The organism is Metasolibacillus sp. FSL K6-0083 (genome assembly GCF_038630865.1).
Taxonomy (GTDB): Bacteria; Bacillota; Bacilli; order Bacillales_A; family Planococcaceae; genus Metasolibacillus; species Metasolibacillus fluoroglycofenilyticus.
In genome coordinates, this window is sequence record NZ_CP152046.1 from 1,795,378 (window position 1) to 1,820,898 (window position 25,521).

At 32.6% G+C, this 25,521-nt stretch carries 22 protein-coding genes and 1 pseudogene; 2 read left to right on the forward strand and 21 right to left on the reverse strand.

The window, feature by feature from the left end; genetic code table 11:
* Positions 1-158 precede the first annotated feature (158 nt).
* The 10 genes from MHB51_RS08505 to MHB51_RS08550 form a co-directional block, all read right to left on the reverse strand.
* The gene (locus MHB51_RS08505) at positions 159-881 is read right to left on the reverse strand and encodes a glycosyltransferase family protein (RefSeq protein WP_342559388.1); all 723 of its coding nucleotides are present in this window, start codon (positions 879-881) and stop codon (positions 159-161) included.
* A gap of 1 nt (position 882) precedes the next feature.
* Positions 883-1,581 carry an HAD family hydrolase gene (locus MHB51_RS08510; RefSeq protein ID WP_342559389.1) on the reverse strand — a complete coding sequence of 233 codons (699 nt, stop codon included), beginning with the start codon at positions 1,579-1,581 and terminating at the stop codon, positions 883-885.
* A complete protein-coding gene (locus MHB51_RS08515; protein WP_342559390.1) occupies positions 1,578-2,543 on the reverse strand; it encodes an ATP-grasp domain-containing protein in 966 nt (321 codons plus the stop codon). The genes MHB51_RS08510 and MHB51_RS08515 overlap by 4 nt, the downstream gene beginning before the upstream one ends.
* Entirely contained in the window at positions 2,510-3,157 is a 648-nt protein-coding gene (locus MHB51_RS08520) for a CDP-alcohol phosphatidyltransferase family protein (protein ID WP_342559391.1), read from the reverse strand. The genes MHB51_RS08515 and MHB51_RS08520 overlap by 34 nt, the downstream gene beginning before the upstream one ends.
* A gap of 12 nt (positions 3,158-3,169) precedes the next feature.
* Positions 3,170-4,201, reverse strand: a complete 1,032-nt coding sequence (locus MHB51_RS08525; RefSeq protein WP_342559392.1) for an alcohol dehydrogenase catalytic domain-containing protein — start codon at positions 4,199-4,201, stop codon at positions 3,170-3,172.
* Positions 4,202-4,918 (reverse strand): 2-C-methyl-D-erythritol 4-phosphate cytidylyltransferase, encoded by a 717-nt coding sequence (ispD, locus tag MHB51_RS08530; RefSeq protein WP_342559393.1) that lies wholly within the window; start codon positions 4,916-4,918, stop codon positions 4,202-4,204. It lies immediately after the preceding gene.
* Positions 4,919-4,921: 3 nt separating this feature from the next.
* Positions 4,922-5,125 (reverse strand): hypothetical protein, encoded by a 204-nt coding sequence (locus MHB51_RS08535; RefSeq protein ID WP_342559394.1) that lies wholly within the window; start codon positions 5,123-5,125, stop codon positions 4,922-4,924.
* 235 nt (positions 5,126-5,360) lie between these two features.
* The gene (locus MHB51_RS08540; protein ID WP_342559395.1) at positions 5,361-7,670 is read right to left on the reverse strand and encodes an HAD-IA family hydrolase; all 2,310 of its coding nucleotides are present in this window, start codon (positions 7,668-7,670) and stop codon (positions 5,361-5,363) included.
* An 87-nt stretch (positions 7,671-7,757) separates the two neighbouring features.
* Positions 7,758-10,052, reverse strand: a complete 2,295-nt coding sequence (locus MHB51_RS08545) for a hypothetical protein (RefSeq protein ID WP_342559396.1) — start codon at positions 10,050-10,052, stop codon at positions 7,758-7,760.
* A 36-nt stretch (positions 10,053-10,088) separates the two neighbouring features.
* On the reverse strand, positions 10,089-11,726 hold the full coding sequence (locus tag MHB51_RS08550) for a hypothetical protein (RefSeq protein ID WP_342559397.1): 1,638 nt from the start codon (positions 11,724-11,726) through the stop codon (positions 10,089-10,091).
* A gap of 445 nt (positions 11,727-12,171) precedes the next feature.
* On the opposite strand from MHB51_RS08550, the pseudogene MHB51_RS08555 reads away from it, so the two are divergent.
* Positions 12,172-12,360, forward strand: a pseudogene (locus MHB51_RS08555) (transposase); the annotation flags it as partial.
* Positions 12,361-12,518: 158 nt separating this feature from the next.
* Entirely contained in the window at positions 12,519-13,412 is an 894-nt protein-coding gene (locus MHB51_RS08560; protein ID WP_342559478.1) for an ISL3 family transposase, read from the forward strand.
* 241 nt (positions 13,413-13,653) lie between these two features.
* On the opposite strand, the gene MHB51_RS08565 is transcribed toward MHB51_RS08560, so the two are convergent.
* The 11 genes from MHB51_RS08565 to MHB51_RS08615 all read right to left on the reverse strand — a co-directional run bounded on the left by MHB51_RS08565 (position 13,654) and on the right by MHB51_RS08615 (position 25,427).
* On the reverse strand, positions 13,654-15,213 hold the full coding sequence (locus MHB51_RS08565; RefSeq protein ID WP_342559398.1) for an aldolase catalytic domain-containing protein: 1,560 nt from the start codon (positions 15,211-15,213) through the stop codon (positions 13,654-13,656).
* A 50-nt stretch (positions 15,214-15,263) separates the two neighbouring features.
* Complete coding sequence (locus MHB51_RS08570; protein WP_342559399.1) at positions 15,264-16,331, reverse strand: AroB-related putative sugar phosphate phospholyase (cyclizing); 1,068 nt, start codon at positions 16,329-16,331, stop codon at positions 15,264-15,266.
* Positions 16,328-16,996, reverse strand: coding sequence for an SDR family oxidoreductase (locus MHB51_RS08575; protein WP_342559400.1), 669 nt, complete (start codon positions 16,994-16,996; stop codon positions 16,328-16,330). The genes MHB51_RS08570 and MHB51_RS08575 overlap by 4 nt, the downstream gene beginning before the upstream one ends.
* A 21-nt stretch (positions 16,997-17,017) precedes the next feature.
* Positions 17,018-17,734 (reverse strand): hypothetical protein, encoded by a 717-nt coding sequence (locus tag MHB51_RS08580; protein WP_342559401.1) that lies wholly within the window; start codon positions 17,732-17,734, stop codon positions 17,018-17,020.
* A gap of 164 nt (positions 17,735-17,898) precedes the next feature.
* Positions 17,899-18,870 carry a UDP-N-acetylglucosamine 4,6-dehydratase (inverting) gene (gene pseB, locus MHB51_RS08585; RefSeq protein WP_342559402.1) on the reverse strand — a complete coding sequence of 324 codons (972 nt, stop codon included), beginning with the start codon at positions 18,868-18,870 and terminating at the stop codon, positions 17,899-17,901.
* A 291-nt stretch (positions 18,871-19,161) separates the two neighbouring features.
* Complete coding sequence (locus MHB51_RS08590; RefSeq protein WP_342559403.1) at positions 19,162-20,352, reverse strand: 6-hydroxymethylpterin diphosphokinase MptE-like protein; 1,191 nt, start codon at positions 20,350-20,352, stop codon at positions 19,162-19,164.
* Positions 20,352-20,702 (reverse strand): hypothetical protein, encoded by a 351-nt coding sequence (locus MHB51_RS08595; RefSeq protein WP_342559404.1) that lies wholly within the window; start codon positions 20,700-20,702, stop codon positions 20,352-20,354. The genes MHB51_RS08590 and MHB51_RS08595 overlap by 1 nt, the downstream gene beginning before the upstream one ends.
* A complete protein-coding gene (locus MHB51_RS08600) occupies positions 20,692-22,386 on the reverse strand; it encodes a 6-hydroxymethylpterin diphosphokinase MptE-like protein (RefSeq protein ID WP_342559405.1) in 1,695 nt (564 codons plus the stop codon). Before MHB51_RS08600 ends, MHB51_RS08595 begins: the two co-directional genes overlap by 11 nt.
* Before the next feature lie 93 nt (positions 22,387-22,479).
* Complete coding sequence (gene hag, locus MHB51_RS08605) at positions 22,480-23,403, reverse strand: flagellin Hag (protein ID WP_342559406.1); 924 nt, start codon at positions 23,401-23,403, stop codon at positions 22,480-22,482.
* 178 nt (positions 23,404-23,581) lie between these two features.
* The gene (locus MHB51_RS08610; RefSeq protein WP_342559407.1) at positions 23,582-24,343 is read right to left on the reverse strand and encodes a DUF3226 domain-containing protein; all 762 of its coding nucleotides are present in this window, start codon (positions 24,341-24,343) and stop codon (positions 23,582-23,584) included.
* 1 nt (position 24,344) lies between these two features.
* Positions 24,345-25,427, reverse strand: a complete 1,083-nt coding sequence (locus tag MHB51_RS08615; RefSeq protein ID WP_342559408.1) for an AAA family ATPase — start codon at positions 25,425-25,427, stop codon at positions 24,345-24,347.
* Positions 25,428-25,521 lie beyond the last annotated feature (94 nt).

Consider the following 25,521-nt stretch of genomic DNA (forward strand, 5'->3'; position numbering starts at 1 on the left):
TTAACACACTTAAATATTATAATTATAAGGTCATTGCATACGAAAATCTAAAAATTCGTTCATAAGTAAAAGAAGATGATTTGTTTATCTACCACCTAAACAAATCACCTTATTTTTTCATCATTTTTTGTTCAGATTGCAACCCACATAACCTCTTCTTAAATAACCGGCTTCTGCTCAATATGAGCATTAATTTCCGCTACCTCAGGATGGTCTTTTAAATATTGAATAACATCCACACTCGATACTAATGAATCTCGAAAATGCGCCGCTACGGCCTTTAACAATTCATAGTCTTCCTCTGTATCTAATGTTATGCGAAGCTCTGGTGCCTGACGGTTTTCAGGTACCTCGTACGTTGTAGTTGTAAACTGCCCCTTAAATTCATAAGCATAATAGGTTACATGCTCACGATGGCGCGGTTCTTGTCCCATCTCGTGGATGCGCAACAATGCATCATAGGAAATAATTTCAACTGCCAACCCCCGTGGTATCTCGCCTTCAAGTAGTACTACATCTTTGCACTCTTTTTCCATCAATGCTACTATTTCACTCGCCATCTCATAATCAACAAAAGGACAATCAGATGTTACTCGCATAACATAATCTGGTTTATAGATTTTCGCACATTGCACATAACGGTCTAATACATCATCCTCTGAGCCACGATAACAGGCTACCTCATGCTCCTTACACCATTTCGCAATGGCATCATCCTGCGCTAACGTGCTCGTTGCTACGATTACCTCTTGCACACCTTTGATAGCGCGGCAGCGTGCAATGTCGTAACTTAGTACATCTTCATCCCCTAGTGGCTTCAATACTTTACCAGGTAGACGTGTAGAGCCCACACGCGCCTGTATGATTGCAATAATATTCATTTCAATCACCCTCTGTTATAAAGTTTGTCCATATTTTCTTTAACGCATTTGGTAAGTCGGTTAAATTTTCTATCACTACTTCTGCCTCATGTAATGTAGAGGGTACATCTTTAACATACTGACCTTGCTTTACTCTAATTGTTCTAAAACCCAATCGGTTAATTCCAACAAAATCTTTATTCGCATTATCCCCAATATATACTATTTGCTGCGGTTCTACCTCCTCATTTTTCGCAATATAGTTAAACCAATATGGCGAAGGCTTCCCTTTATCTACACCCTTTTTATAGCTTGCAATTGCCTCTTTAACATAATTGTTTAGCCCCAATGCTTTTATTTTTTTTTCTTGAACACCCACATCTCCATCTGTGACAATGTATAGTGCATGTTCTTTAAATTTCTCTAATATTTGCACAGATTGTCGTGGTAATTGTATATTCGGTTCATGCTCTCGGTAAACCTCTATGCATTTTCTCAGCAAATGTTCATCTATCTGCCCTGAATATGCTAGTAATACATCATTAAAAATACGACCTCTTCCATTTTGAAGAAGTCGCTCCCACATAAAACTATATAGCTCATCTTTATCAACAGAAGTTAAATTTTTCAAATATTCGGCTACAGCTCGAAAGCCACTTTGTACATATGTAAGCTCGTCATATAGTGTATCATCCATATCAAAAACAATCACATATTTCATATAATCAAATCCTTTGAATATCGTATTTGTTTTAACGGCTTAGTCGGCGGTTTAAACTCTATATCGTTTATTGATTGATTGTTCGCTTCCTGTATAAACCATTTGAAACTATCTAGCCCCGCCTCAATACTTAATGTAGATGCCCCACCAAACCTCGCATTACATTCAATGATATGCAATCTCCCATTTGTATCTTCTATTATTTGAAACATTACGTGACCATATAAATTTAATGATTCAGCTACATCCATCGCTAACTTAGCAAGCTCCGGCTTATGTACAGTTTGAGTAATTTGTGACTCTCCATTTATAATTAAAACTCGCTCCCTAACTATAGCGCCCTTTGCCTTTCCGTTCTTCATCATATAAATATCTACACTATATTCTTTTCCTGCAATGTAAGGTTGACAAATTGGATTATCTAGCCTAGGCCATACTTTCATGGCTTCATCTTTTTGAATATTAATATGAAGGTTTTTAGAACCTGCTCCTTCACGCTCCTTAATAACGAATGAACTTGATTCAATATCAGCAATATTCAAACTTGTTTTAATTACAGGATAGCCGTATTCTTTTAATGTTTGATAAAAAATCAGCTTGTCAGATGTTAATTCGATAGCGCTTCTATTAGAAATCATTACATATATCTCTTCTTTTTCAAGAACATCCTTCCACTTAGCAAAATGCAATAACTCCCCTTCCCTCGTCGGGATAACATATCTCACACTTTGCTTTTTACAATAGGTAATAAAGTAGTCTATTTCTATATCCTTTAACAATGGCATTTCCCAAAAATCGTCTACAAAATAGCTACTTAAAACATTAGCTGAAACATCACCAGCTATTAACTTTACTGTTGGTACAGATTTTTTTATTATACTTAATAAAGGTACTTTATTGGCAGCACTTAAGACTAATAGAGATTGTCTCATAAAAAACCTTCTCTCTTCATATTTTGCCATAGTTCTGTAAGTCGAGCGAAAATATCTAGCATTATGCCGATTATTAATACAATAAATAATAGATGTACTTGCTCAAATAATAAAAACAAAGTTGTTAATATTAGCAATGTTCCTACATCCATACCGACAATAAATCCCCGTTCCATAAACCATTTTTTTAAAGGCCTTCTCTTAATTTCTGATAGCTTTTTCAATCTTGGAACAATATAATATGTTGCTATCCAGCCATACAAGTTTATAAAAACAACCAATATAAAAATTAGAATATAGTCCACATTATGGATTCCTAAAAATATAAAAAACAAAGTATAAAATATACGGTCATACGTATTATCTAACCACGCACCTAGCTTACTTTGTAACTGCGCGTACCTTGCCAAGTTACCATCTAAAATATCAAGAAATAAATATAACTGTATACCGATTGCAACTAGCAAAAAGTGATTATGATATGCCCAATAATATAGTAGGATTGAATACAATATATTGCCAATCGTTATCATATTAGGAGTAATAAAAGTTTTACTTATTATAGGTAGCAGAGGCTGTACTAAATATACAGTGTGTATATGTTCTGCGATATGCATCGTCTTGTCTTTTCGCTTTAGTATCAACTTTTCTCCTCCTTAAAACTGAAGTTGCATCAAATGTTTTCCAAGTTGCTTATTTTTAGCTTCTTTTTCAAAAGCATAATAAAATTCTGTAATGGATGAAATCTTATTTTCACTTAAGATTAGAGAGTCAATTAATTGTAAAAAATCTTTTTGTTGTAGCAACTGGAGAGCAATCTCAAAATCGGACTTTTGACTTCTAGTTATACCAGTGATTTTTAAGCCTTTTTCTAAAATTTTTCTAGTAGAAATAGGGGCCTCTTGTTCTGTAACGCCTGTTAATACAAGCTCTCCACCTACAGAAATCTCCTTCAAAATTTGATTAATGGCTAATACAGCCCCATTACCGCCTACACACTCAAATGCCAGTGCGATTTGCTCATCAATTTTCTCATGAATCATGTAATACTTATTTACTGGAAATTGCATTACTTTTTCTGGATGCTTCCCTATAACCACAATGCGATTATCTTTATATAAAAATCGAAGAGCTGCAGCAATTAAATAACCTAATACACCGTCTCCCCAAACAGCAATTGTCCCATTAGGAACTTCAACTCTTCTAATCGCTGCTATTGCTACTGAAAGCATTTCAGCAAACACAGCATATTTATTTTCCAAATCTGTTGGAACAGCCAAAATATACTGATGGGGGTACGCAATAATTTCTTTCGAAAAACCATCACTATTACTAGAAGCAAATAATGCATTTGGACAGTAATTTTCACCTAATTGTGGGTGATCACAGACGCAATGCTCACAAGCTTTTCTCTCAATTCGATTAGGAATCATTACTACTTTTTGTCCAACATTAAATAAACCCCGTGAATCCTTTAAAACAATTCCTGTTGCCTCATGTATTAAGCTCATAGGGTACTTTAATGATAATAGCCTTGCATCTCTTGTTCCTTCATAATAACGTAAATCAGCTTTACATATTGATATATAATCGACCTTGATTAGAACGTCGTTTACATCCGTTTTTACATCTTCAATATACATATCAAACCTTTTTGGTTCGATAATCTTAAACACCTTTCCAAGCATTTATATCACCTCTATTTTACCTAACTTTAAAATCGCTTTGAATAATAAGAGGTCCTCAAATGTCGTAACTTTAAAATTTAATTTATCCCCCATAATTAAATGAACAGGATGCTCTAATGTTAAAACTAGCTTGCAATCATCCGTTGTCTCAATGTCAGGGTTATTATATGCATATTTATGCGCTTCTTCTAACAAAGCAAATTTAAAGCTTTGTGGTGTTTGTCCTAAATAGTAGTAATCTCTCTTAGGGATTTCTGTAATCGTTTCATTAGACAAACTCTTAACGATTGTATCTGCACTTGGTATGACAGTATCAACTGCACCATATTGTTTAGCTGCCTCAATATTGTCTGATATAATACGTTGACTTACTAATGGGCGCACTGCATCATGAACAACAACAATATCATCCAAACAATCCCTCTCAGTGTTAGCCAAATACTTTATCGCTTCATAAACTGAAGCTTGTCTGCTATTTCCTCCTGCAATAATCGTCGCTACTTTATCAATCTCATATTTTCGCACGAGGATTTTGACATCCTCAATCCACTCTTCTAATGTAACAATAATAATTTGGTCAATTTCTGGGTGGTTAGCAAAAGTCTCAAGTGTATAAATAATAATTGGCTTACCATACACATCAATAAATTGTTTAGGTTTATCAACATTTCCCATTCTGCTGCCTGTTCCAGATGCTAAAATAATTGCGTAATTCACTGTCTATCTCCCTTCCAATAGGTCACCAAAAATATATTCTGCTACACGTTCTGTGGCTTTCCCATCTAATTTATAATGAAATCTTTTATTGAATTTCTTGATTTTTTCTATAGAGAACTCCGGATTAACAATTTGTTTAGCTAGTTCGTTTAAATACTGAAAGATGTCTCGTAAAGCCCCTTCTATAATTACTGTCACCTTACTCATTTCAAATTTACGAACTAAAGCTTTTACATGACCTTATCATAACTACAATTTCAGGATGAATAGAAAACGTCTCTAATGTATAGGAAATGATTGGTTTTCCATAAACCTCCATGAATTGCTTTGGCTTATCTATATTCCCCATGTTGATGCCTATATCGCCTGTCAAAATTAAAGCATAACTTCCCATTTTTATTGCTCTTTATTCTTTTTAATAGCATAAAAATCTAATATTTTATTAATCAAACTTTACTAAATCTGGACATTTATCATTTACATAAATCCCTATAATATATTTTTCAATTTCTTCCAAATAAGCAATTGAAGCGATGATAATCAAATCTGTCTCTGACTTCACTTCTTCCATACCTTTAACCTGGACTCCCTCAAAACCAAACTCCATTTTAAGATAATTGCGGTCAATAAAATATTTGATATCTACCTTTAATATATTTGATATTTTTAAAACCTTTAACCCTAATTCTCCAGCACCATAAATACTTATATTATGATATTTACTTAAATCCAAACTTTTTAATGTGTTATAAATGTTTAATAATAATTCATCCTCTAAAGATTCTTCTAAAAACTTCTTTGTATAATATTCTGGAATCCGATTTTCTATAACACCTTGTGGCCAATACACCTCATATGGTGCAAATGCCTGAGCAGTTTTATTTAAAAATATATCGACACCTAATTCGTCTAGCCATCTATAATCATCAGAACTAATAATTGGCATTGTTTTTGTAAAGTTGAAACATTCATGTTGAATTAGCTTGCCAATCAATTTTGCTTCCGTATGAAGAGGATAACGTATTAAGCGTTCAAATATTACAGCGAATGCATTTGATTTATTTAAAAGTGCTGTAAGATTATTACGTCTAGATTTACTATTCAACCATAACTTTTGAAAATCAAGAATCCCTTCCCAACAAATTTTTTGGAATTCTTTATGAAACTCAGGATACTCATAGCTATCTAAAACTGGAATTACATTATGTTTTGTTGGGTGTTGCTCATAATTTATTGTTGTCCCATGCGTTGCATTAATGATAACTTCCAAAATTTCTGTGCTTTTTTGAATATTTTTTCTTGTCTGCTTATTTGCAATATCTACCCATGTAAATATTTTATGTCCATTTAGGATATTATCTGGAACTTTATCGCTCGGCACAAAAAGAAGATGTTCAATTTGTAAATCTAATTCTGATATCGTCTTATCAAGGTTTTTTTGAATTGTACCATTAAAACCAAAATCAACGGTAATAAACTCTTTATTATTAGATAATTCCTTAATATACTGTAATAAATATGCTTTTTGTTGTTTTACATTTCTATTAATTTCACTTAGAGTTTGTTCACTAATTAAAAATGAATATATCCGTTTAAATAAATCCATATCATTTACAGCAAAATCCTTCATAGTATTTTGTGCAAGTTTTGAAAAAGCTGTTTCATTAATATCAAGACCTAATAAGTTAAACAAATTTTCTAATTGAAGCCCATTTTTCTCCATTATCGTTTGGATATCATCCTCATTAATCTCCGAAAATGAAGGTAGGAATGTCGCTTTGCGTGAAACAAATATGGGTTCTACTTGATAATCTAAACCCTCATGCTGACAAATTTCATTAATTAATTTCGAAAAAAGCTTTCCCTCCCGCATTAAAGGAAAAATTTTATGAATTTTTTTCTTTTTTGCAAAATCAACTACCCATTCACAATACAAAGCATATGCTGGTCCAAAAACTTGAGCCCCTAATCTATAAATATCTAACTGTTCTCCATTATACTTTTCCGTATAACCAATTAACTTACGTAAAGTGCGTAATTCATTTGCCACATCTTTGGATAAATATTCTTCCATACAAAATATACTTGTGAAATCCTCTGGAATAGCTCCATAATGCAATGCATCAAAACCTGCTTTTTTTGCATTTATCACATCCGCTTGGTAGTTATCACCAATGTGTAAATATTTCAGATTTCCCATTTTATTTTCTACAATATTATATAAAGTACCTTTAGACTTTGTGGCATTATACTCTGAAGAAACAAAGATATCTTCAAAATAATTCAAATCAATGTTAGCTACTAAAAGTAATTTTTTTATTTGTTCCAGAGAAAGATACATATCTGAAATCAAAATGATTTTTTTGTTCTCTTTTACACAATATTTTATAAAGTCATATATTTGTTCATTTAAAGCAATGTTTTCACACTCTATTTCTAGTTCTAGATTTAACAACTGTATTTTCAAATTTTCTTCAAGCGGCAATTCTGCATAAATATCTGTAAGAGTAACTTCAAATTTATTCATCTTTTTATTTTTTTTTCTTGCTCGTTGCTCCGCAGAACTCCTTAATTCACAGAACATTTGAGGTGTATACATAAATTTATCTTGAAATTTTTTATTCGCTACCTGCGCCAACAATTTAAAAATATCTTTTGGAACAGAGCAGTTTCTATATATTAATGTATCAAAAATATCAAAGCTAATAGTGTCATATTTTTGCAAGTCAATATTTTTTAATAAAATATCCATATTAAAAATAATCTTAGCCTCTTTTCTGTTAATCGATTTTACATAATTATTAACGAGGGTACCTAATAACAACAAGCTATTTTATGTCTATTTGTTAAATAGTCCTATAATATTAGGAATTTTTTTGCCCAAATAATATTCAACTAATTCTTCTTTTATTTCTTCGTAATATGCTTGAGAACCAATCAAAATACAATCAACTGATTCATCTAAATAATGTTTCCCATTCACAGGTATGCCTAAAATATTTTTAGGGGACTTATCGAAGTTTTTATCTATAAATGAGTCAATTTTAATACCGTTACTATTACATAAATAAGAAATCTTTTGACCTATTTCACCTGCTCCGTATACACAAAATTTCTTAATATCTAATTGCTTTATTTTCAAAATCGTTAAATAGACTTTTCGGGTTACATTGTCTGATAGCTTTTCATTTAAAAACTTAGAAATATAAAATTCAGGCAAGACAGTTGCAATCACACCTTGAGGCCAATAAATTTCATTTACATAATAGCTTTCTTTACCGTACAGTACGAATTTTTCAACTCCTATTTTATTTAATAATTCTTTTTCCTTAATACGGACAATAGTCTCGTCTCTCGAAAAATGAGACTGGTCATCTTGTATTAATGAACCTAATAAGACAGCCTCTTCTGCTAGAGGATAATTAATTAATCGACTAAAAATATTTATAAATCCATCTCGATTCAACAACAATTCCCTTTTGATATTCTTTTCTTTATCCAATTTAAACCATGACTTCTGGAAAGCCATTATTCCTTTCCAAATAACCTTTTGTTTATTTATCATCGCTTCTGAATATACAGTGTTAGTTTTAACAGGAAGTACCATATTATTTTCTGATTTATATTTACTAGTACCCGGTTCAGCAATATTTGTTACTGCTTCTATCACTTCTGGACTTCTAAAGATGGATTTTATTTTCAAGTTTTTTTTATCATCATACCCCAACCAAGTCTTAAAATTATGCCCGTCAATTTTGTATTCTAATGTTTTAATTCTACCTAAAAGCATTAAATGATGAGATTTATACTCATTATCTAATGTATAATCTAATTGCTTTTGAATAGACCCACTTCCAGCTAAGTCAACGGTAATAAACTCTTCTTTATTTGTTAATTCATCAATATATTGCTTTAACAGTTGCTTTTGATTTCTAATATTCACTTCTACTTTATTTTTTGTATCTTCTGCATATAAAAATTGCTCTAACAATTTATATAAAGTATTTTCTGCTAGCTTAGTAGTTTTAGTTTCATCAATACTAATCAATGAATGATCTTCAAAAATAGTATTTACAATATCTAATTGGATTAAATCAAATAGATCTTTAAGTAATAACTTCTTGCGCTTTAACAATTCTTCTATTACATCCTCGTCAAATGCTTTTAAGCTTGGCAAATATGTTGCTTTTCTTGATACATAAATTGGGGCTACATCAATATTTAAATTTCTATTGGCTAATGCTACATTTAACATATGCGAAAATAATTCACCCTCACGCATAAGAGGACAGATTTTTTTTATATTTTTATCTACAGCATATTGAATAACCCACTCAATAAATAATGAATATACCGGTCCGAATATTTGGGAACCAATATTAAACAATTGATTTTCTTCTCCATTTTCTGAATCATTTGCATTCACAAGTTTTCTTAAGCTTCTTAATTGTTGGATAGACTCACCATACCAAGCTTCCTCTAAAGAATATATACTTAACGTATCTTCAACAATATCTTGATAATATATTGCTTCAATGCCAAATTTGTTAGCAGAAACAACATCAGAATTGTAATTATCCCCTATATGAACCATTTCGTCAGTTGAATATTCTGAGAACAAATTTTTATAGATCATGTATAAATCCCCTTTTGCTTTTGATGCTTTATATTCGGAAGAAACGAGTATATCTTTAAATAAATTCAAATCACAACCAACCGAAATTAAAAGTTCCGTAATTTGGGATTTACTAAAGTACATATCAGATATCAAAATAATATCTAATCCATTATTTTTTTGTTCCAAAAGTAGTTCATAGATTTTATTATTTAATACTAGATTTTCTTTTTCGATTTCGAATTCTAATTGCAATAAACGTTGATTAATAACTTGATCATATGGCATTTCCTTAAAAATATCTTCAAAGGATATTTCTGAAGTAATTGTCTGTTTTCTTGCTTTATGCTCTGCTATTCGCCTTAAATATTTATAATCTTCTTCAATTACGCCGTATTTTTCTTGATATTTATCTTTGACAAGTGTAAAAATATCGTCTGGCTTGGAAACTAGACGATAAACTAATGTATCAAATATGTCAGCACTAATAATTTTCTTTTTTTCAAATTCAAATTTCATAGTAGCTCCTCAATTGTCATTTATTAAATCGCATATTTATAACTCTTCTACAAGTTTTTTTATAAATTCTCCATAAAGATTTTTTTCCGGTTCTTCATGAATTATTTTAAGCGTTTCTTTCATTTCATATTTCTTGTAAAATACCCCTATCTTTTCGATTAATTCTGTAATTGTCTTATAATTCCCCTGCCAATTAGGTATAATTCTCTCGTATACTGCTAATCCCATTTCATTTAATTCAAAAAGTAATGACGACATTGTCCCTATTGCAAAATCGTAGTCATTGACATTAAAATTATCCAAACTAACTGTCCCTTTATATAATTTTGAGTCTATATTAATAAATTTAACATTTAATGGGTGATAGCGAATTGTAAAAGATAAACCAAAAATTTTTGATATTTCAATAGCATCTTCAATTAATTCATTAATTACAACCATATCGTTAGTAATTTTTCCTGGACAAACTACAACAAAAGAGTTAGTTAATCTCTTTGACTGTTTTTTCTCAGGTACTGGAGTTACTCCTAAAACATGCATATTACTATCTTGTATTTTAAAGTCTTCAGCAAATATTTGTTTGGTTTTTTCATCCCATAATAAATAATAATCACTTTTTGAAGAAAAATGAATAATATAGTGATATATTTTCGTATAATCCTTTTTGCAAGGATAATAACCGTGTTGATAATGTACTGATTTTGCTTCTCCCTTATTACATAACTGCTTGAAAATGTTCTCCTCACCATAATATGGTAATGTCGAAACTAAAATCTTAAAATTAATTTTTAAAGTATCTAAATAAAAGTCTATGCAGTTCATATAAAACCTAATACAGTAATCTAACCATTTTTTTTCTGTTGCATTTAATTTGATATAAAGCCTCTCAAATTGGTCTACAAAATATTTTGATATTTCATCATAATGTGCTTTATTTTCAAATACAAATTTATATGTTGTTATTGGCATATCCTTAGTAAAATCTAATTTTACATCTGAATAAGTAATAATTTTCACATCTTTGATTCCTGCTGTAATACTTTCTAAACGTTTATAATAGTCATTTCTTCCTCTAACAAACATTGGATATAATATGTCACCTTCTCCATAAATAGTGTAACTCTCTTCATACGGATGCCAATAAAGGTATACTTCAGCTAGAGGTGTGTATATATAATCTAATATTATAGAAATATCAGAAGCTAGTAATTCTATTAAATTTATTCCTCTATATAATAAGTGATCTTGTTCAAACCATTTTTTGAATAATTTTTCAGCATCAATATTTTTATAATCTAGCTTATTTGCCCTTTCCATTCTTAATCCTTTAGAATATTCACTCAAGCTAGTAAAATATTGATTTTTAAAAGAAATTTCGTTATCTAATAATTCTTTTAAAAAAATACACTGATTGATTTTTACCCCCTTTCCCATAAGAACCTTCATTATTTCTCTAGACTCAAATGGAAGAATAAAAATTATTTTATCAACGAAGTCTTCATTGTTCACATCATCAATATGTTTAACAATACCATCATTATTTATTCCTCTTTTTGTTCTATCACCATCAATAATAAATTCTATATTCATCTTTAATATTTTTTTTACAATTTGAAATGCTTGTCCATAACCATAAACTATTATTTTTTTTCCATCTTTAAAAGAATTTATCATTTTTCCTCCTTAAAATCCCAATTAGTAGTATATCATATTCATTTCCTAAGGTTATATTTATAATATTATATAATTTATAGCCTAATTCATAAAATAGAAGTCAAATAATTTCCTTTTTCCTCTATCTAGTTACATTTTTCTTTAACCAATTCAATAAATCTATATTCACCTTGTTCTTTCTATCTACTAATATATCTAATGCTTTTTTATACTGAGTCTGAATACTTCTACGTAATATTCCTGCTCCAAAACTCTAGTTACTTCATCTAAAACTTTCGTAAAGAAATTTTCGTCTGCTAAATTCAAATATCGCCCATCCAAATTCAAATCAGTATAAATATAGGCTCAACGCCAAAATCTGTTCTTGATTTAAAAAAGCATACAAAAAAGCATCTGTATCCGTTAATGTTGAAAGTACGACCAAACAACAGAACGAGGTATACAGATGCATTCCCATTCTATCAAGGTTTTACTCGATTTACCAGAGTTAAATGTATGTGCTATTCAAAAAGAAAAAGATCAAGTACTCATTGAAGTGACACCGTTTGATGCCACACAGCCTTGTCCAGTTTGTGCATCAACGCAAACGATTCGTCGTGGCACGGCATATCAACGAAAAGTACGTCACCTCGCTGCGTTTGGGAAGCGATTGTATTTACTTCTGCCCGCAATCCGTTTAACATGCAAAGATTGTCATGCCCATTTTGTGTGGCATTACGACTGTGTTGCGCCAAAAAAGCGCTATACAAAGGCATTTGAAGCCACGTTACCGAAACAAGCGATAGGGCGACGATTGCCCATGCAGCGCGCCTCTCTGAAACACCACCAACAACGGTTCACCGTATTGTACGTCAATGGATGGCAGTGGAGTCGGTTCGCGTTCAAAGACGATGCGAACAACAGGCCAAAGTGAGTACGGGTCTTGCACTGGGTATCGATGACTTTGCGATTCGTAAAGGACATCGCTATAACACCGGCTTACACGATTTACGTGGTGGCACGTTTTTAGATGTCATCCCAGGTCGTACGATTGCAGAATTACAGGATTATTATCAAGCGCAGCCGATTTGGCAGACGCTTAATCCCGTCGCTGTCGTCATGGATTTAGCGCAAGGCTATCATACATTCGTAAAAGAAATGTACCCAAATGCCATTCGAATTGCCAATCGTTTTCACGTCAATCGTTATGTAACGGACGCTCTACAAAATACGCGAAAGTTGGTTCAAAAAAGCCTCTCCCCCTTTGCGAAAGCGGATGTAAAGCAACACTTCCGTATACTAGGGAAGCGCCATGACCAGCTCACAAAAGACGAAATGGATATCTTAAAACGACTCTTAGGTTATGCAAAATTACTTCGCCAAGTGTATGAATGGAAAGAAGCCTTTATTGCTTGGTATGACTGTAGTCCATCCTATGTAATTGCCCAAAAAGGCTACAAAAGATGGCTGGCACAAGGGAAAGCAATTGGGCATCCGATTGTAGAATCCTGTTTAAAAACAATGCTTAATTGGCAAGAGGAAATCTGTAATTACCATCAATTACGCTTTACGAATGCGGCCGTTGAAGGGAAAAACAATAAAATCAAGGCGCTTCAACGTCGTCACTATTTCACGCGTAACTGGGAGTGCTATAAACAACATATTTTATTAGAATGCAATGAAGAATGGATTCAGTATGGCTCTTAGTCAAGAACATGTTTTGGTAAAGAGCCATAAAAGAAAGACCTTTTATAAGTAGAATTAAGTCGCGACAAACAATCCTAGAATAGAAGTCTTTCTATAAAATAGTTTATATTGTAAATATATTTGTTAAAATTCAATCTACAGGTTAGGCGTTACTGCACATCCGGAAGGGGCAACCCTTAGAGTAGTTATCTTTTCTAAGAATAAATTTCGATGTCTATCCGAATTTATTCTATATTTATTATTACTCGCTAAGATAAACTGTTTCTGTAATAAATTCTATTTCAATTGATTCTCTGAAGTTCATTATAGACTCTCTAACTCTTTTATTTTCTTTAGCAAAATTATTTTCCATACTACTTAATTCATAAAATCCATTCACATAATTTTGATTTTCTGAAAAACCATCCGCTCCAGCTATATATACTTTCCTTACCTTCAGTTTGACTAGTAATGATAAAAGTAATAACAAACTAGAATCTTTTAATTTTAAATTTCCTTCTGTTAACATGGTATAATCAATGAGATAATCTGCTTTTCCATTTATATTTGATGTAGCTATTATAGGAATATTTCTGTTGTTATTAGCTATTTGCAAATATCTTTTCTGGTTACTAATAAAGACCAAATCAGTTTCGATATCTTCCGATACAAAATTCAAAGAAATTGTAACTTTACCTTTTCTCATGTTTTTTATTAGATCATGCGCTTTTTTTAAACTACTCCCAGGAGCTAAAATCAAAATTTCCTTTTCATTTAAGTGTTTCTGAAGTAGTTCTGAATAATCTAGTTGATTATCGATGGTTTCTCCGTTGTATAATGAATTAATAAGATCTTCATCAAATTTCAATTTTTGTTTTACCGGTATTTTAGTAAGTATTTGATTGATCTTTGAAATATCTAATGTCTTTTTATCTACTAAATATTTAACGTATAATGGATGACAGTCATTCATGGCAGATAATACCTGATTAAATGAATATCCCCAATTAAACTTAAGCTTCAGTTTCATTATTTGCGTATCAATAATTTCCAAAATATAATTAATATCATAATTATCTCCAAACTGATTTAAATACATTAACAATAGCTCCGTATTGGCATTACCTGCATTTTTCCCCATTCCATATAAAGAACAATCTAAAATTACATCTCTATTTTTTGCCAATTGAATAAAATCAATAGAATTTGAAAATGCAAGTTGAAAATTATTGTGAGAGTGATAACCTAATTCAATATTTTTATTTAAATTTGTATCAAATAAATAAAAGTATTTGTATAAATCTCTTTTCTGTAAAAGCCCATATGTATCTACTATAGATAGAGCACTGGGATTAATTAAATTTACTTTTTCAATCAGTTGTAATATTTCTAAATCTGAATATGAAGTAATCGATACAGGTTGTATATAGGTGTTTAACCCCATTTTATTAATGTTATTACATAATTCCAAGGCTTCTTCCATATCATCTTTTTTAAAAATTACTCGTATTCCATCAATTAAAGTTGTATCCTCTAACAAGAGTTCCTCATAAGAAAACCTTCCATAATCGATCATTACGACATACTCACTTTTTTTATCTTTAACATTTTCCACAAAATATCTAATGTTATTTAAACTATTAAATTTTGTAAAATTGTAATCCTCTACTCCATCGCGATCTAGAAATCCTAATTCAATAATATCTATTCTACTTTCATTCAATGATTTCACAATTTCTTTAATCGTTAAAAAGCCAAAAGACCAATTGTTAACAAATCCGCCATCTCGCAATGTACAATCAAGTATTTTGACACTCCCCATTTGAATCACCTCCAAAATTTATAAATTTCCCATTTTCCAAAATAAGCAAACTAACGAAACAAAGATTCGTATTTGTCAAGAGAGTTATACACTTCATCAATTTTCAAATCATTAATTCTTGAAGGTCTATATTTATCATCAATTAAAATTAAAGGCAAATCTGTTCCCTCACGCTTTTTATCTTTCTTCATTGCATTTGCAATAGCCTTCTTGTTAAACTGATATCGAAGTAATTCATTTGGTAGGAGCTTCGCTAAAATTTCTTTTCTTAAAAATTCTTCTTTTTCAAAAGAAAGTTCGTTCCTATTAAACGATACTATATTGGCTAATATCATTCCCATCACTACAGCTTGCCCATGAGGAACTTGATATTGACTTTCAAATTCAATAGCATGTCCGAAGCAATGGCCGTAATTTAAATAATTTCTTCTACCCTTGTCTAATTCATCAGATTCAATATAATCCTTTTTAATCATTAAAGCTTCGAAGATAACATCCGAAAGATTCTTATTATCTTGATCAAAGAATTTTGGAGTATTTTTCATTTTTAAAATATTTTCCTCACCAGCTAAAATATTCAATTTAACTACTTCTCCCATCCCACTTAAATAATCTGAATTTGACAAGCTATTTAAAAACTCCGTACATATATAAATATTGTCTGGTGGATAAAAAGTACCTATAAGATTTTTATAATCTTTGTAGTTTAATGAAGTCTTACTTCCTATACAGCTATCTGACTGTGCTAATAATGTTGTTGGTATATAAATCCACTTAATTCCTCTGAATAACGTTGATGCTACAAATCCTGTGACATCTTGTGTAATGCCTCCACCAATAGAAATAAGTGTAAAATTACGTTTTATAGACTTCTCTAAAACTAATGAATATAACTCTAAAACCATATCCATATTCTTTCTATTCTCAGAAACGTCTATAATGCTTTTTTTTGATTCATCAATTGTCTGAAAAAGCACATTATATTGTTCATGAACATTTCTATCAATGACAAAAATTGCATTTTCAGTTCTAATTAGATTTTGAAGTAGTATTTTAGGGTTTTCTTCAAAAAATACTTGGTAATTTTTTGTAGCCGATTTAACTGTAATAGATTTCATTGACTAGTGAAGCCTCCGTCTATATAAATTGTTTGTCCTGTGATATAAGTATTTTTGTTGGAAATTAAAAATAGCACTAAGTTAGCAATTTCCTCCGGGTCCGCTAGTCGCTTAAGTGGAATTTGTTTCATTAATTCATCTATTTGCTCGTCTGTATTATTTTTTCTTGTTAAATTCGTTAATACAAAGCCTGGGGCAATAGAATTCACTAAAATATTGTACTCACCTAGTTCTACCGCTAACGCCCTTGTAATCCCGTCCAACCCAGATTTTGTTGCAGAATAAACACTTCTACCTGCCTTAGATACTTTAGACCAAATCGAACTAATATTAATAATATTGCCGCTATTCTTTCTTTTCATATAAGGTACTACTTCTTTTACTAACAGTAGCGGGGCGATCAGATTAATGTCAAATGTATTTTCTACATCTTCCATTAATAAATTTTCAACCGTATTTATCGGATTAATACCTGCATTATTAATTAATATATCAATAGTACATGGTAGATTTTCAACATACGTTTTTATCGATGCCCTGTCAGTTAGGTCTAACTCCTGTCTTGATGGCGTGATAACTGTATATCCATTTTGAAGCAACATTTTTTTTATAGTACTTCCTATTCCCCCTGTACCGCCAGTTAATAAAACTACTTTCTCACTCATTTAATTTGCCCACCAATTTTTTTAAAATTCTTTTTTTCTTAAGTATTCTAATTGCCAGTCGGCATCGACTTCCATATAAGCATCTTGAATAAATGGTGCTATATTTTTCCCTAACCATGTGAATGGTAATAACCCATCATCTTTAAATACAACATCTCTTCTTATAACGAAAAACGACCCATTAAAGAAATAAATATCTCCTGCCGCAGCACGTTCATTAATGTTAGATGTAACAGCATTTTCTTTAATTTGATTCTGTGGGATTGATGTAATTAATTTATCATTCTCAATTTTAAAAGCTCTAAATGGATTATACATATTATATTTCGAAACACTTTGTACAGAATCTAGGTCCTGGCAATCCGCTAACATTTGTATTGCACTATCTAAATCGACTGTTCTAGCTCCAATACTATTGCCTAGAAGTATAACAATAATATCGATTTTTTCACCTAACTCTTTTTCCATACATAGTATGGCATGTTTTATCGTATCATGGTGGGAAGCATCGTCTCCCATTAAATCCTTAGGTCGATCAATAATTTTATAGTCATATTCATCTGCATTATTTTTAATCAGCTCGATATCTGTACTTACATATACATCTTTAATGTATTTTGATTTTTTGGCATATAAAATATTATGTAAATATAGAGGCTTATCCTTTACTATTTGTATATTTTTTTGTAGTACTGATTTGCTTCCACCTCTAGCAGTTTGTAAAGCATAAATATTCATTTACGTTCTCCTCCTAACAGACTCAACATATCCTTCTATAATTTACTCATCATAATAATTACAATAAGGAAAGTTTTTTATATTAATTTTACATTTAAACTCAGTATTGTTAATTAGTTAATACAGAAATAGGCGAAATGTTTGGAATAACTTACAAACCAACACTACATATCTTCTACTAATTTTTTTAGTTCTTCAACCTTCAACCACTCATCATTCTTATCACTCGTATACTCAAACCCCTCAGGCAACTCTTTCCCACCATCAGCAAACTGCTTTGACCAGAACGGGAACTCAGGTTGAATCACATAGTATGAATCGTATTCTAGCGTATGACGTGCGTCGTCCTCCATAATCATCGCTTCATGCAACTTCTCTCCTGGACGAATGCCTACAATCTCTGTTTTGCACTCTGGAGCAATCGCTTTCGCTAAGTCCATAATGTTCATGCTTGGAATTTTAGGTACAAAAATCTCGCCACCGTGCATGCGCTCTAAATTGTCTAGTACAAATTGAACGCCCTGATCAAGCGTAATCCAAAAACGTGTCATACGCTCATCCGTAATTGGTAGCACACCTGTTTCTTTAACCTTTTTAAAAAATGGCACAACGCTTCCTCGACTACCAACGACATTGCCATAGCGTACAACCGCAAATCTCGTAGGTTTATCTCCAACATAGGAGTTTGCAGCAACAAACAATTTGTCAGATGCTAGCTTTGTCGCACCGTATAAGTTTACAGGCGCGCATGCCTTATCAGTTGATAAAGCAATAACTTTCTCAACACCACAATCAATGGCAGCTTCAATAACATTTTGCGCGCCATGAATATTTGTTTTTACTGCTTCAAATGGGTTATATTCGCACGCATCAACATGCTTCATTGCTGCCGCATGAATAACAATATCTACCCCGTCAAACGCTCTATGTAGACGTTCTTGGTCACGCACATCTCCAATAAAGAAACGAAGACGCTTGTCATCAAATTCCTGCTTCATTTCGTATTGCTTTAACTCATCACGGCTAAAAATAATAATTTTTTTTACGCCAAGCTCTAATGCTTTTCTTGTGAACTTCTTACCAAATGAACCAGTGCCACCCGTCACTAATACCGTTTTATTTTGTAATATACTCATCTATGTATTTCTCCAATCTTTTCGTACAAAATTTTGTATTGTATCAATTGCGCCAAGGTATAATTGCGAATCAGATTTTTTCGATCTTGCTCAAAAAACCCCTTTCAAAATCTGTAACATCCACCGGAGGCTTAACTTAAATCGGTAGGATAGTTTGAGAGTCTCTTTCCCTCACTTATGAGCGTAGGGGGCTTCTGCTGAATTAAATTATATTATACATCAAAATTCCTATCCTTTATATCGACATAATTCCTCAAAAGTAAATAAAAAACCTACAGTCGTGTAGGTTTTTTAATCTGTTTGTACTATATTTATTAACTCTTGTTCATTAAGACAATTTATTCGTGAGATATAAGCTCCCTTTGCAGACGTCGTATATACACAAGCTTTCATACGTTGCACCTTTGATTCAATCCACTTAGCATATACTTGTAAATTGGGCGTTGTATAAATGGTAGTCCCATCATTTGCTTTTATTGCTCTTATATTGGCATCCTGTTGCACAACTCGTCCTGATGTTGCTTGATTAGCATGTGTCGAATCTCCAAAAAACCCAAAATCCTGTCCGAATAAAATAATTTTCTCAAAACCTAAATAATCAAGTAGGCTTAGTGCAACCGTAGAGACGGAACCACCAGTTTCTAATACTGGCATCTTATACTGCTGCGCAATTTGCTCTGCAGCTAAATAGCCTTGCTGTAGCATTATATATTTCTCTCCATGATGAATATTTACCGTAGCTGCATTCGCTGTGCTAAGATAATACAAATGCCCACGATAATTGGCTCCAGCTAGCTGCTTTATAATACTATCCTTCGCATCTGAAATAATTGTAGCTGTTGGAACAATATTATGTGCTAGTAACATTTTTAACGCAGAGCCTACGACGAAAATATCGACTTGCTCTTCTATTTTTTTCAACCATTCAATTGTACTATTCAATGAAGGGCCGGAAGCTACTAAACAAGCAATTTTTTTATTATATGTAGGGTAGCTCGTTTGCTTTGTCCATCCTTGTATATTCGCCATGAAATTTTGCTGCATAATATCAGCAGATTTTCTATACGTTATTTGATTAATTTTAATCGCTTCTAAAGAACTGAATAAAGGATGCTTCACCCCTATTGCCTGTAACAATTGATTTGGTATAAGAATTTGTACATTGTCATCTAATTGCTTATTTTCCACATTCGTTATTATTTCAAAGTTAGTTGATTGAGGGTTATGTTGTTTATATAAATTATACTCCTGCTGCTCAAAGCAGTAGACGAATACGGTCTTTCCCTCTGCTAATTGTGCTAATCGCTCTGCATGGTAGCCTAGCCCTAATCCTATTAACAAATAGCTAGAGTGTGCATGCTCAAACTGTGAATCAATCCAACGCCACGCATCCTCACGTGGTCGGTAACGGCTATATAAGGAAACCTTATTTAATTGTAGAGAAGGCTCTCCATTTTTAGCTGTTACTACTTCCCATTCCACTACTGCTCAATTCCTTCAATTTGTGTTACTTGTTCAAAAAACGGTGCGATTTCATACTCAAACATATCCGCTACCAGTACATAGTCTTGAATTTCTAAACCGCTATTAATTTCATTTAAAAAATCATGAATTTGATCAATTTGAAGCGTTGTTTTCACTTCATTTTTCGCTAATAAATCACTCGCTTGTACAAGCCAGCCCATTCCTTCAGAAAATTGCAAGATTAACTGCAATGCTTCCTGAATTTCATCTTGTCGTAAGTGCGTGGCAATTTGTAGACTCCCCGGCGCAATATTTTTTATATATTGATTATAGCTTTCCACTACTTCTGAAACCACTTCATTCATCATTTTGACCACCTTTTTTCTCATTTAGCACTTGCTCTGTTGCCTCTATACAATATTCTACCGCTTCCTTTAACTCTTTGTATAGTACCTCTGTCTGCTCTTTCACACGATTAAACTGCTCCTGCTTTGTTTCATTAATTTTTGGTAAATAGCCTCGCATTACCTTCATCGTTACAGGAACTGTAATCATTTCAATAGCCAGCTGTCTTAATCTTTTTTGTACTTGTTTGTCTATGCGATCAAGCTCTTTTATCGTTTTAGGATCAAATGCATCTTTTAGCTTATTTCGCTTCAAAGCACGAATCCCCTCATCCAACTGCTTTACAATCGCTTTATATAAAGTAATTTCTTTAGTCAATTGTTCAATTGCATTTTGATAAATACCTTGCCCTACTGTTGTAATAATTTCAATAGCTTGTTCTTCTGCAAATTGCTCACAAAATTGCTCAAAAGAAATTTGCTCATAGTTTTTTAGCTTGATCCCCCCCTCAGTACAATTAAAAAATAAATTGCTTGGCGGATCTTTTACTAATAAATCCTCGAACTCTAGTTTCATGGAATAAAAAACGGGTGTTGTCCAAATAAGCTCTCCATTATAGCCTTCTGTTTGAAAAGCCTCTCGCTCTGTTAAAAACTGCTCATCCACGACTCGCGCATGAATATTATGCTTTGCATGTGTTAAATTATCTGTAAATGCTAGATCCTGCCCAATTAAAGCAATTGGCCCACTTGTCATAAACTGCGCGAGGGAAAATGCACTATGGGCCACGCTCCCTCCTCCAGGTACATCTGGCAGCGTTAATTTTAGTTGTGTTGCTAAATAACTATTAGAAGTCGCAAAGCCTTCTGTCGTAAACATATAACCTTCCTGCTTAAAGGATTGACGAACACCCGCATGATTCTGCGGTGTATATAAAATTTTTGCATGCTCAAAAAGTAAATTTTTAAAATGATTATAGTTTGGTACGCCACCATCAATTGTTACTACATAATCTGGTTCAATATCTTCCTTCAATAATGTCGTTGCCGTAGAGCCAGCAGCAATTAAAATGAACTGCCGTCGATACTTTCTTAACAATGGTAGCTGCTTATTTAAAGATGGTCCACCAGCAGCCACTACAACAGGCGCTGTATATTTTTTCTGTAAATCGTATAAGCTATAATCTTTTTCTAAATAAAATAAATTATCCATCAAGTTTTTTTGCCAGTCTTTAGCATATCGCACTAGCGTATAATCATTGACTCGATGCTTATACTGCACCCCTTTTATATCTAGTAGCAATTCTTTATATATTGCTGGGAAAAGTTTATCATAATTTGATAAACAATGGACTTTAAAGGATGTGCGATAATCAGGCGCAAATTCCTTCAAAATAATATCCCATCTACCAATCGATTCCTCATTATATAAATGTAAATGCTGGTGCTTTTCTGCAATATGAAGCTGCTTATTTTTAAATAATGGGTCAATAATAAAAATAGGCTCATTAAAATGCTGCATTTTAATTAAAGCATCTATTACATAACCACAGCCATAACCAAAAAGTATGTGCGCATGATGTGGTGTATATATTTTTTTAGCTAACTGCTCCGCCTCAGCTAATGGATTATATTTACTATGTATAAAATAGTCATTAATTTTTACAGTTGGTAAACCTATTTTCGTCTCAAAATATTCAATATTCATTCTTTCACCTCACTATACTATATCGGCAAAAATCACCTTTATTATAGAAAAAACCTCTAGCGAGTTTGCTAGAGGTTTCGTTTAGGCTAATAATTAACCTAGTAATTGAAGAACGCCTTGTGGCTGTTGGTTAGCTTGCGCTAACATAGATTGTGCAGCTTGCATTAAAATATTGTTTTTCGTGAACTGCATCATTTCTTTTGCCATATCTGTATCGCGGATACGAGATTCAGCAGCAGTTAAGTTTTCAGATGTAGCACCTAAGTTATTGATTGTGTGCTCTAAACGGTTTTGAACAGCACCTAAAGATGCACGAGTTTCAGATACGCGTTTTAAAGCTGAATCAATTACAGAGATTGCATTGTCAGCACCAGTTTGTGTTGTAATACGGATACCCCCACCAATTTCACCTGCTGAACCGATTTCTGCAGTTCCACCAGTAGATAGTGCATTAACACCTAATGCACTAGCTGACATGTTTGAAATGCTTAAGCTAATTGATTGACCTGAGTTTGCACCAATATGGAATACTTTACCGCCAGTAGCAGTAGCTTTTGTTACATCAAAGTCATTACCAGAACCGATACCGCCTTTACCAAATGTACCGTCTAATAATTTTTGCGTGTTGAACTCAGTATCTGTAGAAATACGTGTAATTTCTTTTGCTAAAGAGTCGATTTCTAATTGTAATGCTTCACGGTCAGCTGATACGTTTGTATCGTTTGAAGCTTGTACTGCTAACTCACGCATACGTTGTAAAATAGCGTGTGTTTCGTTTAATGCACCTTCAGCAGTTTGAATTAAAGAAATTGAGTCTTGAGCGTTTTTCGTAGCCATATCAAGACCACGGATTTGTCCACGCATTTTCTCAGAAATTGCTAAACCTGCAGCGTCATCGCCAGCACGGTTTACTTTGTAACCCGAAGATAATTTCTCAAGGTTTTTAGCTGATTGAGCGTTGTTGAAACCAAGGTTACGGTGTGCGTTTAATGCTGAAATGTTGTGTTGAATTCTCATGATAGAATTCCTCCTTGAATTGTTTTTGTATAACCCACATCCATGTGGGAAAGTTTGGTGTCAGTAGTATGTACTACCTCACCTTACATACTATATATCGTAAGTTATTTTAAATGTTTAATAGTTTTTCAAAAAAATTTTTAAAAATTTTTAATTCTGAAGACAAAGCTAACTAACCTTAGTTTAATAACTGTTCCAAAAAATCATTTAGACGGGATTGGCTATTTGTTGTAATTGTTTCTTCGCTAATCCATTGATTATCTTGAATAGATACTTGATTTGCCTTTCCTGGCTTTAATGCATTTGCCATAACACCAAACAATACTTTTGGCTCACTAGAAATGGACCAATGCTTTTGACGATAGTCTAGAGAAATGCGCTTCACATATTCTTTAGCACTTGCCATTAAGTCAGAATAAACAATTTCGCCGCCTTCTAACAATAAATTTTCTAAAGTCCCTTCACATTCATTATTAGGAAATATATAAACACCAAAACTCGGACTTCCAAGAGTTACTTCCCCAAATACAGCCTCTTTAAAAATCGAATGATACTCCTCATCCACTTCATTAAGCATGCGGCTAATTAAATCATTAAAGCATTGCTCAGCTGGCTTTGTATCTGCATCGCAAAATAGAGCAACTCCTGTTAAATGTTCATAATCTAAATTCAAAAGACTGTCAAAGGCTTTTACAATTCCCGAATCGCCTCCTGCCGTCTGAATAGCAATCGAGTACTGCTCGTTGCTATAAAACATTGGGACTGGCATACGCTTTAATAAATCGCCATTGAATGGAAAACTTTTAGGGATTATCCTCTCCCAAAACAAATCTACCTGTTCAATTTTTCGAATTAACGATATGTTTTTTCTTTTTAAGTAACGCCCTAAAGCTGCCGAATCATGAACGCCCTCTACAATAAAATAAAAGTACTTTTTCATTTTAGCGCACATCCTGCCCTAGCTCATATCTTAGTACTTTTAGCCTTTCGCCAGAAAAATATTTTAATTTCTTTTTATCTTCCCCTAAGCGATATACAGAAAGTTGATTGTAGTCTGCTTCAGCCGCTTTTAGCATACCATCTAACGCTTCCAAACTATGTGTTGTTGCAAAAAGCTGAATATTATATTGATTACAAATTTCCGCTAGCCATGTGAAAAAGGTTGGAATGAGTTTTGTATGAATACCTGTTTCGATTTCATCAATTAAAATAATTCCATCTTTAAAGCGGATTGCCTGCGACGCAATAACAAGTGCCTTTCTAACACCATCACCGAACATAGAGATAGGCACTAACCCCAAATCTTCATGCTGAATATAAGGGATAGGTCTTGTATTTCTTCCTTTATCATTTGCCATAAGCAGTTCGATACCATTTATTTTTTTATCAAATTGGCGTAAAGCCTCAATAAGCATTGGTCTTTCTCCATCTTTTACAAGATCATCAATTATATAAGGTGATAAAGGGGCAATACGATGATCAATCGCTGAAATAAAATGGCAATTAAATAGACTGTCACCTTTCTTGATAATTCCAATTACTTTTTCATTTAAAGTGCCAAATTGATATACGATTGGCTTGCCTATACTGTCCTCATTATCATATATTTCAATCGATTGTTCCTTAACAACCTGCTCTCTATCTATAATATCTATATTTTCATCACTGCTATCATTTAATATGAGGTATTCTTCTTCTTCTAAAGTACATTGAATATATTTATGCATACCTGCCCATTCGTACTCTATTTTAATGGGCTTTATAGTTTCACTAAATAACCAACTAATTAACTCCTCAGTAGATAGTGTACGAGCTAAGCCGCCAATATATTGCTCCCTCATTCTCGCTAATCGTAAAAAACCTTGTTTAGTGGAATAGTTAGCAATTAAATAGATTGCCTCCAACAAGGATGTTTTTCCTGCATTGTTTTCTCCGACAAACAAATTAATTTTAGAAAAATGGTCTAACGTAACATCTGTCAAGCCACGAAAACTATGAATACGCATGGCCTCTAATTTACTCATATTAAATTCTCCTTTACATGAGTGTTTTACTTTTATTTATACTATACACTTCTTTCCTATATTCTAAAACTTATAAAAGAGATACCTCAAAATT

Coding starts and splice junctions, on each gene's coding strand:
- MHB51_RS08505 (WP_342559388.1), bottom strand. CDS start 881: ATGAATATTATTGCAATCATACAGGCGCGTGTGGGCTCTACACGTCTA.
- MHB51_RS08510 (WP_342559389.1), bottom strand. CDS start 1,581: ATGAAATATGTGATTGTTTTTGATATGGATGATACACTATATGACGAG.
- MHB51_RS08515 (WP_342559390.1), bottom strand. CDS start 2,543: ATGGCAAAATATGAAGAGAGAAGGTTTTTTATGAGACAATCTCTATTA.
- MHB51_RS08525 (WP_342559392.1), bottom strand. CDS start 4,201: ATGCTTGGAAAGGTGTTTAAGATTATCGAACCAAAAAGGTTTGATATG.
- MHB51_RS08535 (WP_342559394.1), bottom strand. CDS start 5,125: ATGAGTAAGGTGACAGTAATTATAGAAGGGGCTTTACGAGACATCTTT.
- MHB51_RS08540 (WP_342559395.1), bottom strand. CDS start 7,670: ATGGATATTTTATTAAAAAATATTGACTTGCAAAAATATGACACTATT.
- MHB51_RS08545 (WP_342559396.1), bottom strand. CDS start 10,052: ATGAAATTTGAATTTGAAAAAAAGAAAATTATTAGTGCTGACATATTT.
- MHB51_RS08550 (WP_342559397.1), bottom strand. CDS start 11,726: ATGATAAATTCTTTTAAAGATGGAAAAAAAATAATAGTTTATGGTTAT.
- MHB51_RS08565 (WP_342559398.1), bottom strand. CDS start 15,213: ATGGGGAGTGTCAAAATACTTGATTGTACATTGCGAGATGGCGGATTT.
- MHB51_RS08570 (WP_342559399.1), bottom strand. CDS start 16,331: ATGAAATCTATTACAGTTAAATCGGCTACAAAAAATTACCAAGTATTT.
- MHB51_RS08575 (WP_342559400.1), bottom strand. CDS start 16,996: ATGAGTGAGAAAGTAGTTTTATTAACTGGCGGTACAGGGGGAATAGGA.
- MHB51_RS08580 (WP_342559401.1), bottom strand. CDS start 17,734: ATGAATATTTATGCTTTACAAACTGCTAGAGGTGGAAGCAAATCAGTA.
- pseB (WP_342559402.1), bottom strand. CDS start 18,870: ATGAGTATATTACAAAATAAAACGGTATTAGTGACGGGTGGCACTGGT.
- MHB51_RS08595 (WP_342559404.1), bottom strand. CDS start 20,702: ATGATGAATGAAGTGGTTTCAGAAGTAGTGGAAAGCTATAATCAATAT.
- MHB51_RS08600 (WP_342559405.1), bottom strand. CDS start 22,386: ATGAATATTGAATATTTTGAGACGAAAATAGGTTTACCAACTGTAAAA.
- hag (WP_342559406.1), bottom strand. CDS start 23,403: ATGAGAATTCAACACAACATTTCAGCATTAAACGCACACCGTAACCTT.
- MHB51_RS08610 (WP_342559407.1), bottom strand. CDS start 24,343: ATGAAAAAGTACTTTTATTTTATTGTAGAGGGCGTTCATGATTCGGCA.
- MHB51_RS08615 (WP_342559408.1), bottom strand. CDS start 25,427: ATGAGTAAATTAGAGGCCATGCGTATTCATAGTTTTCGTGGCTTGACA.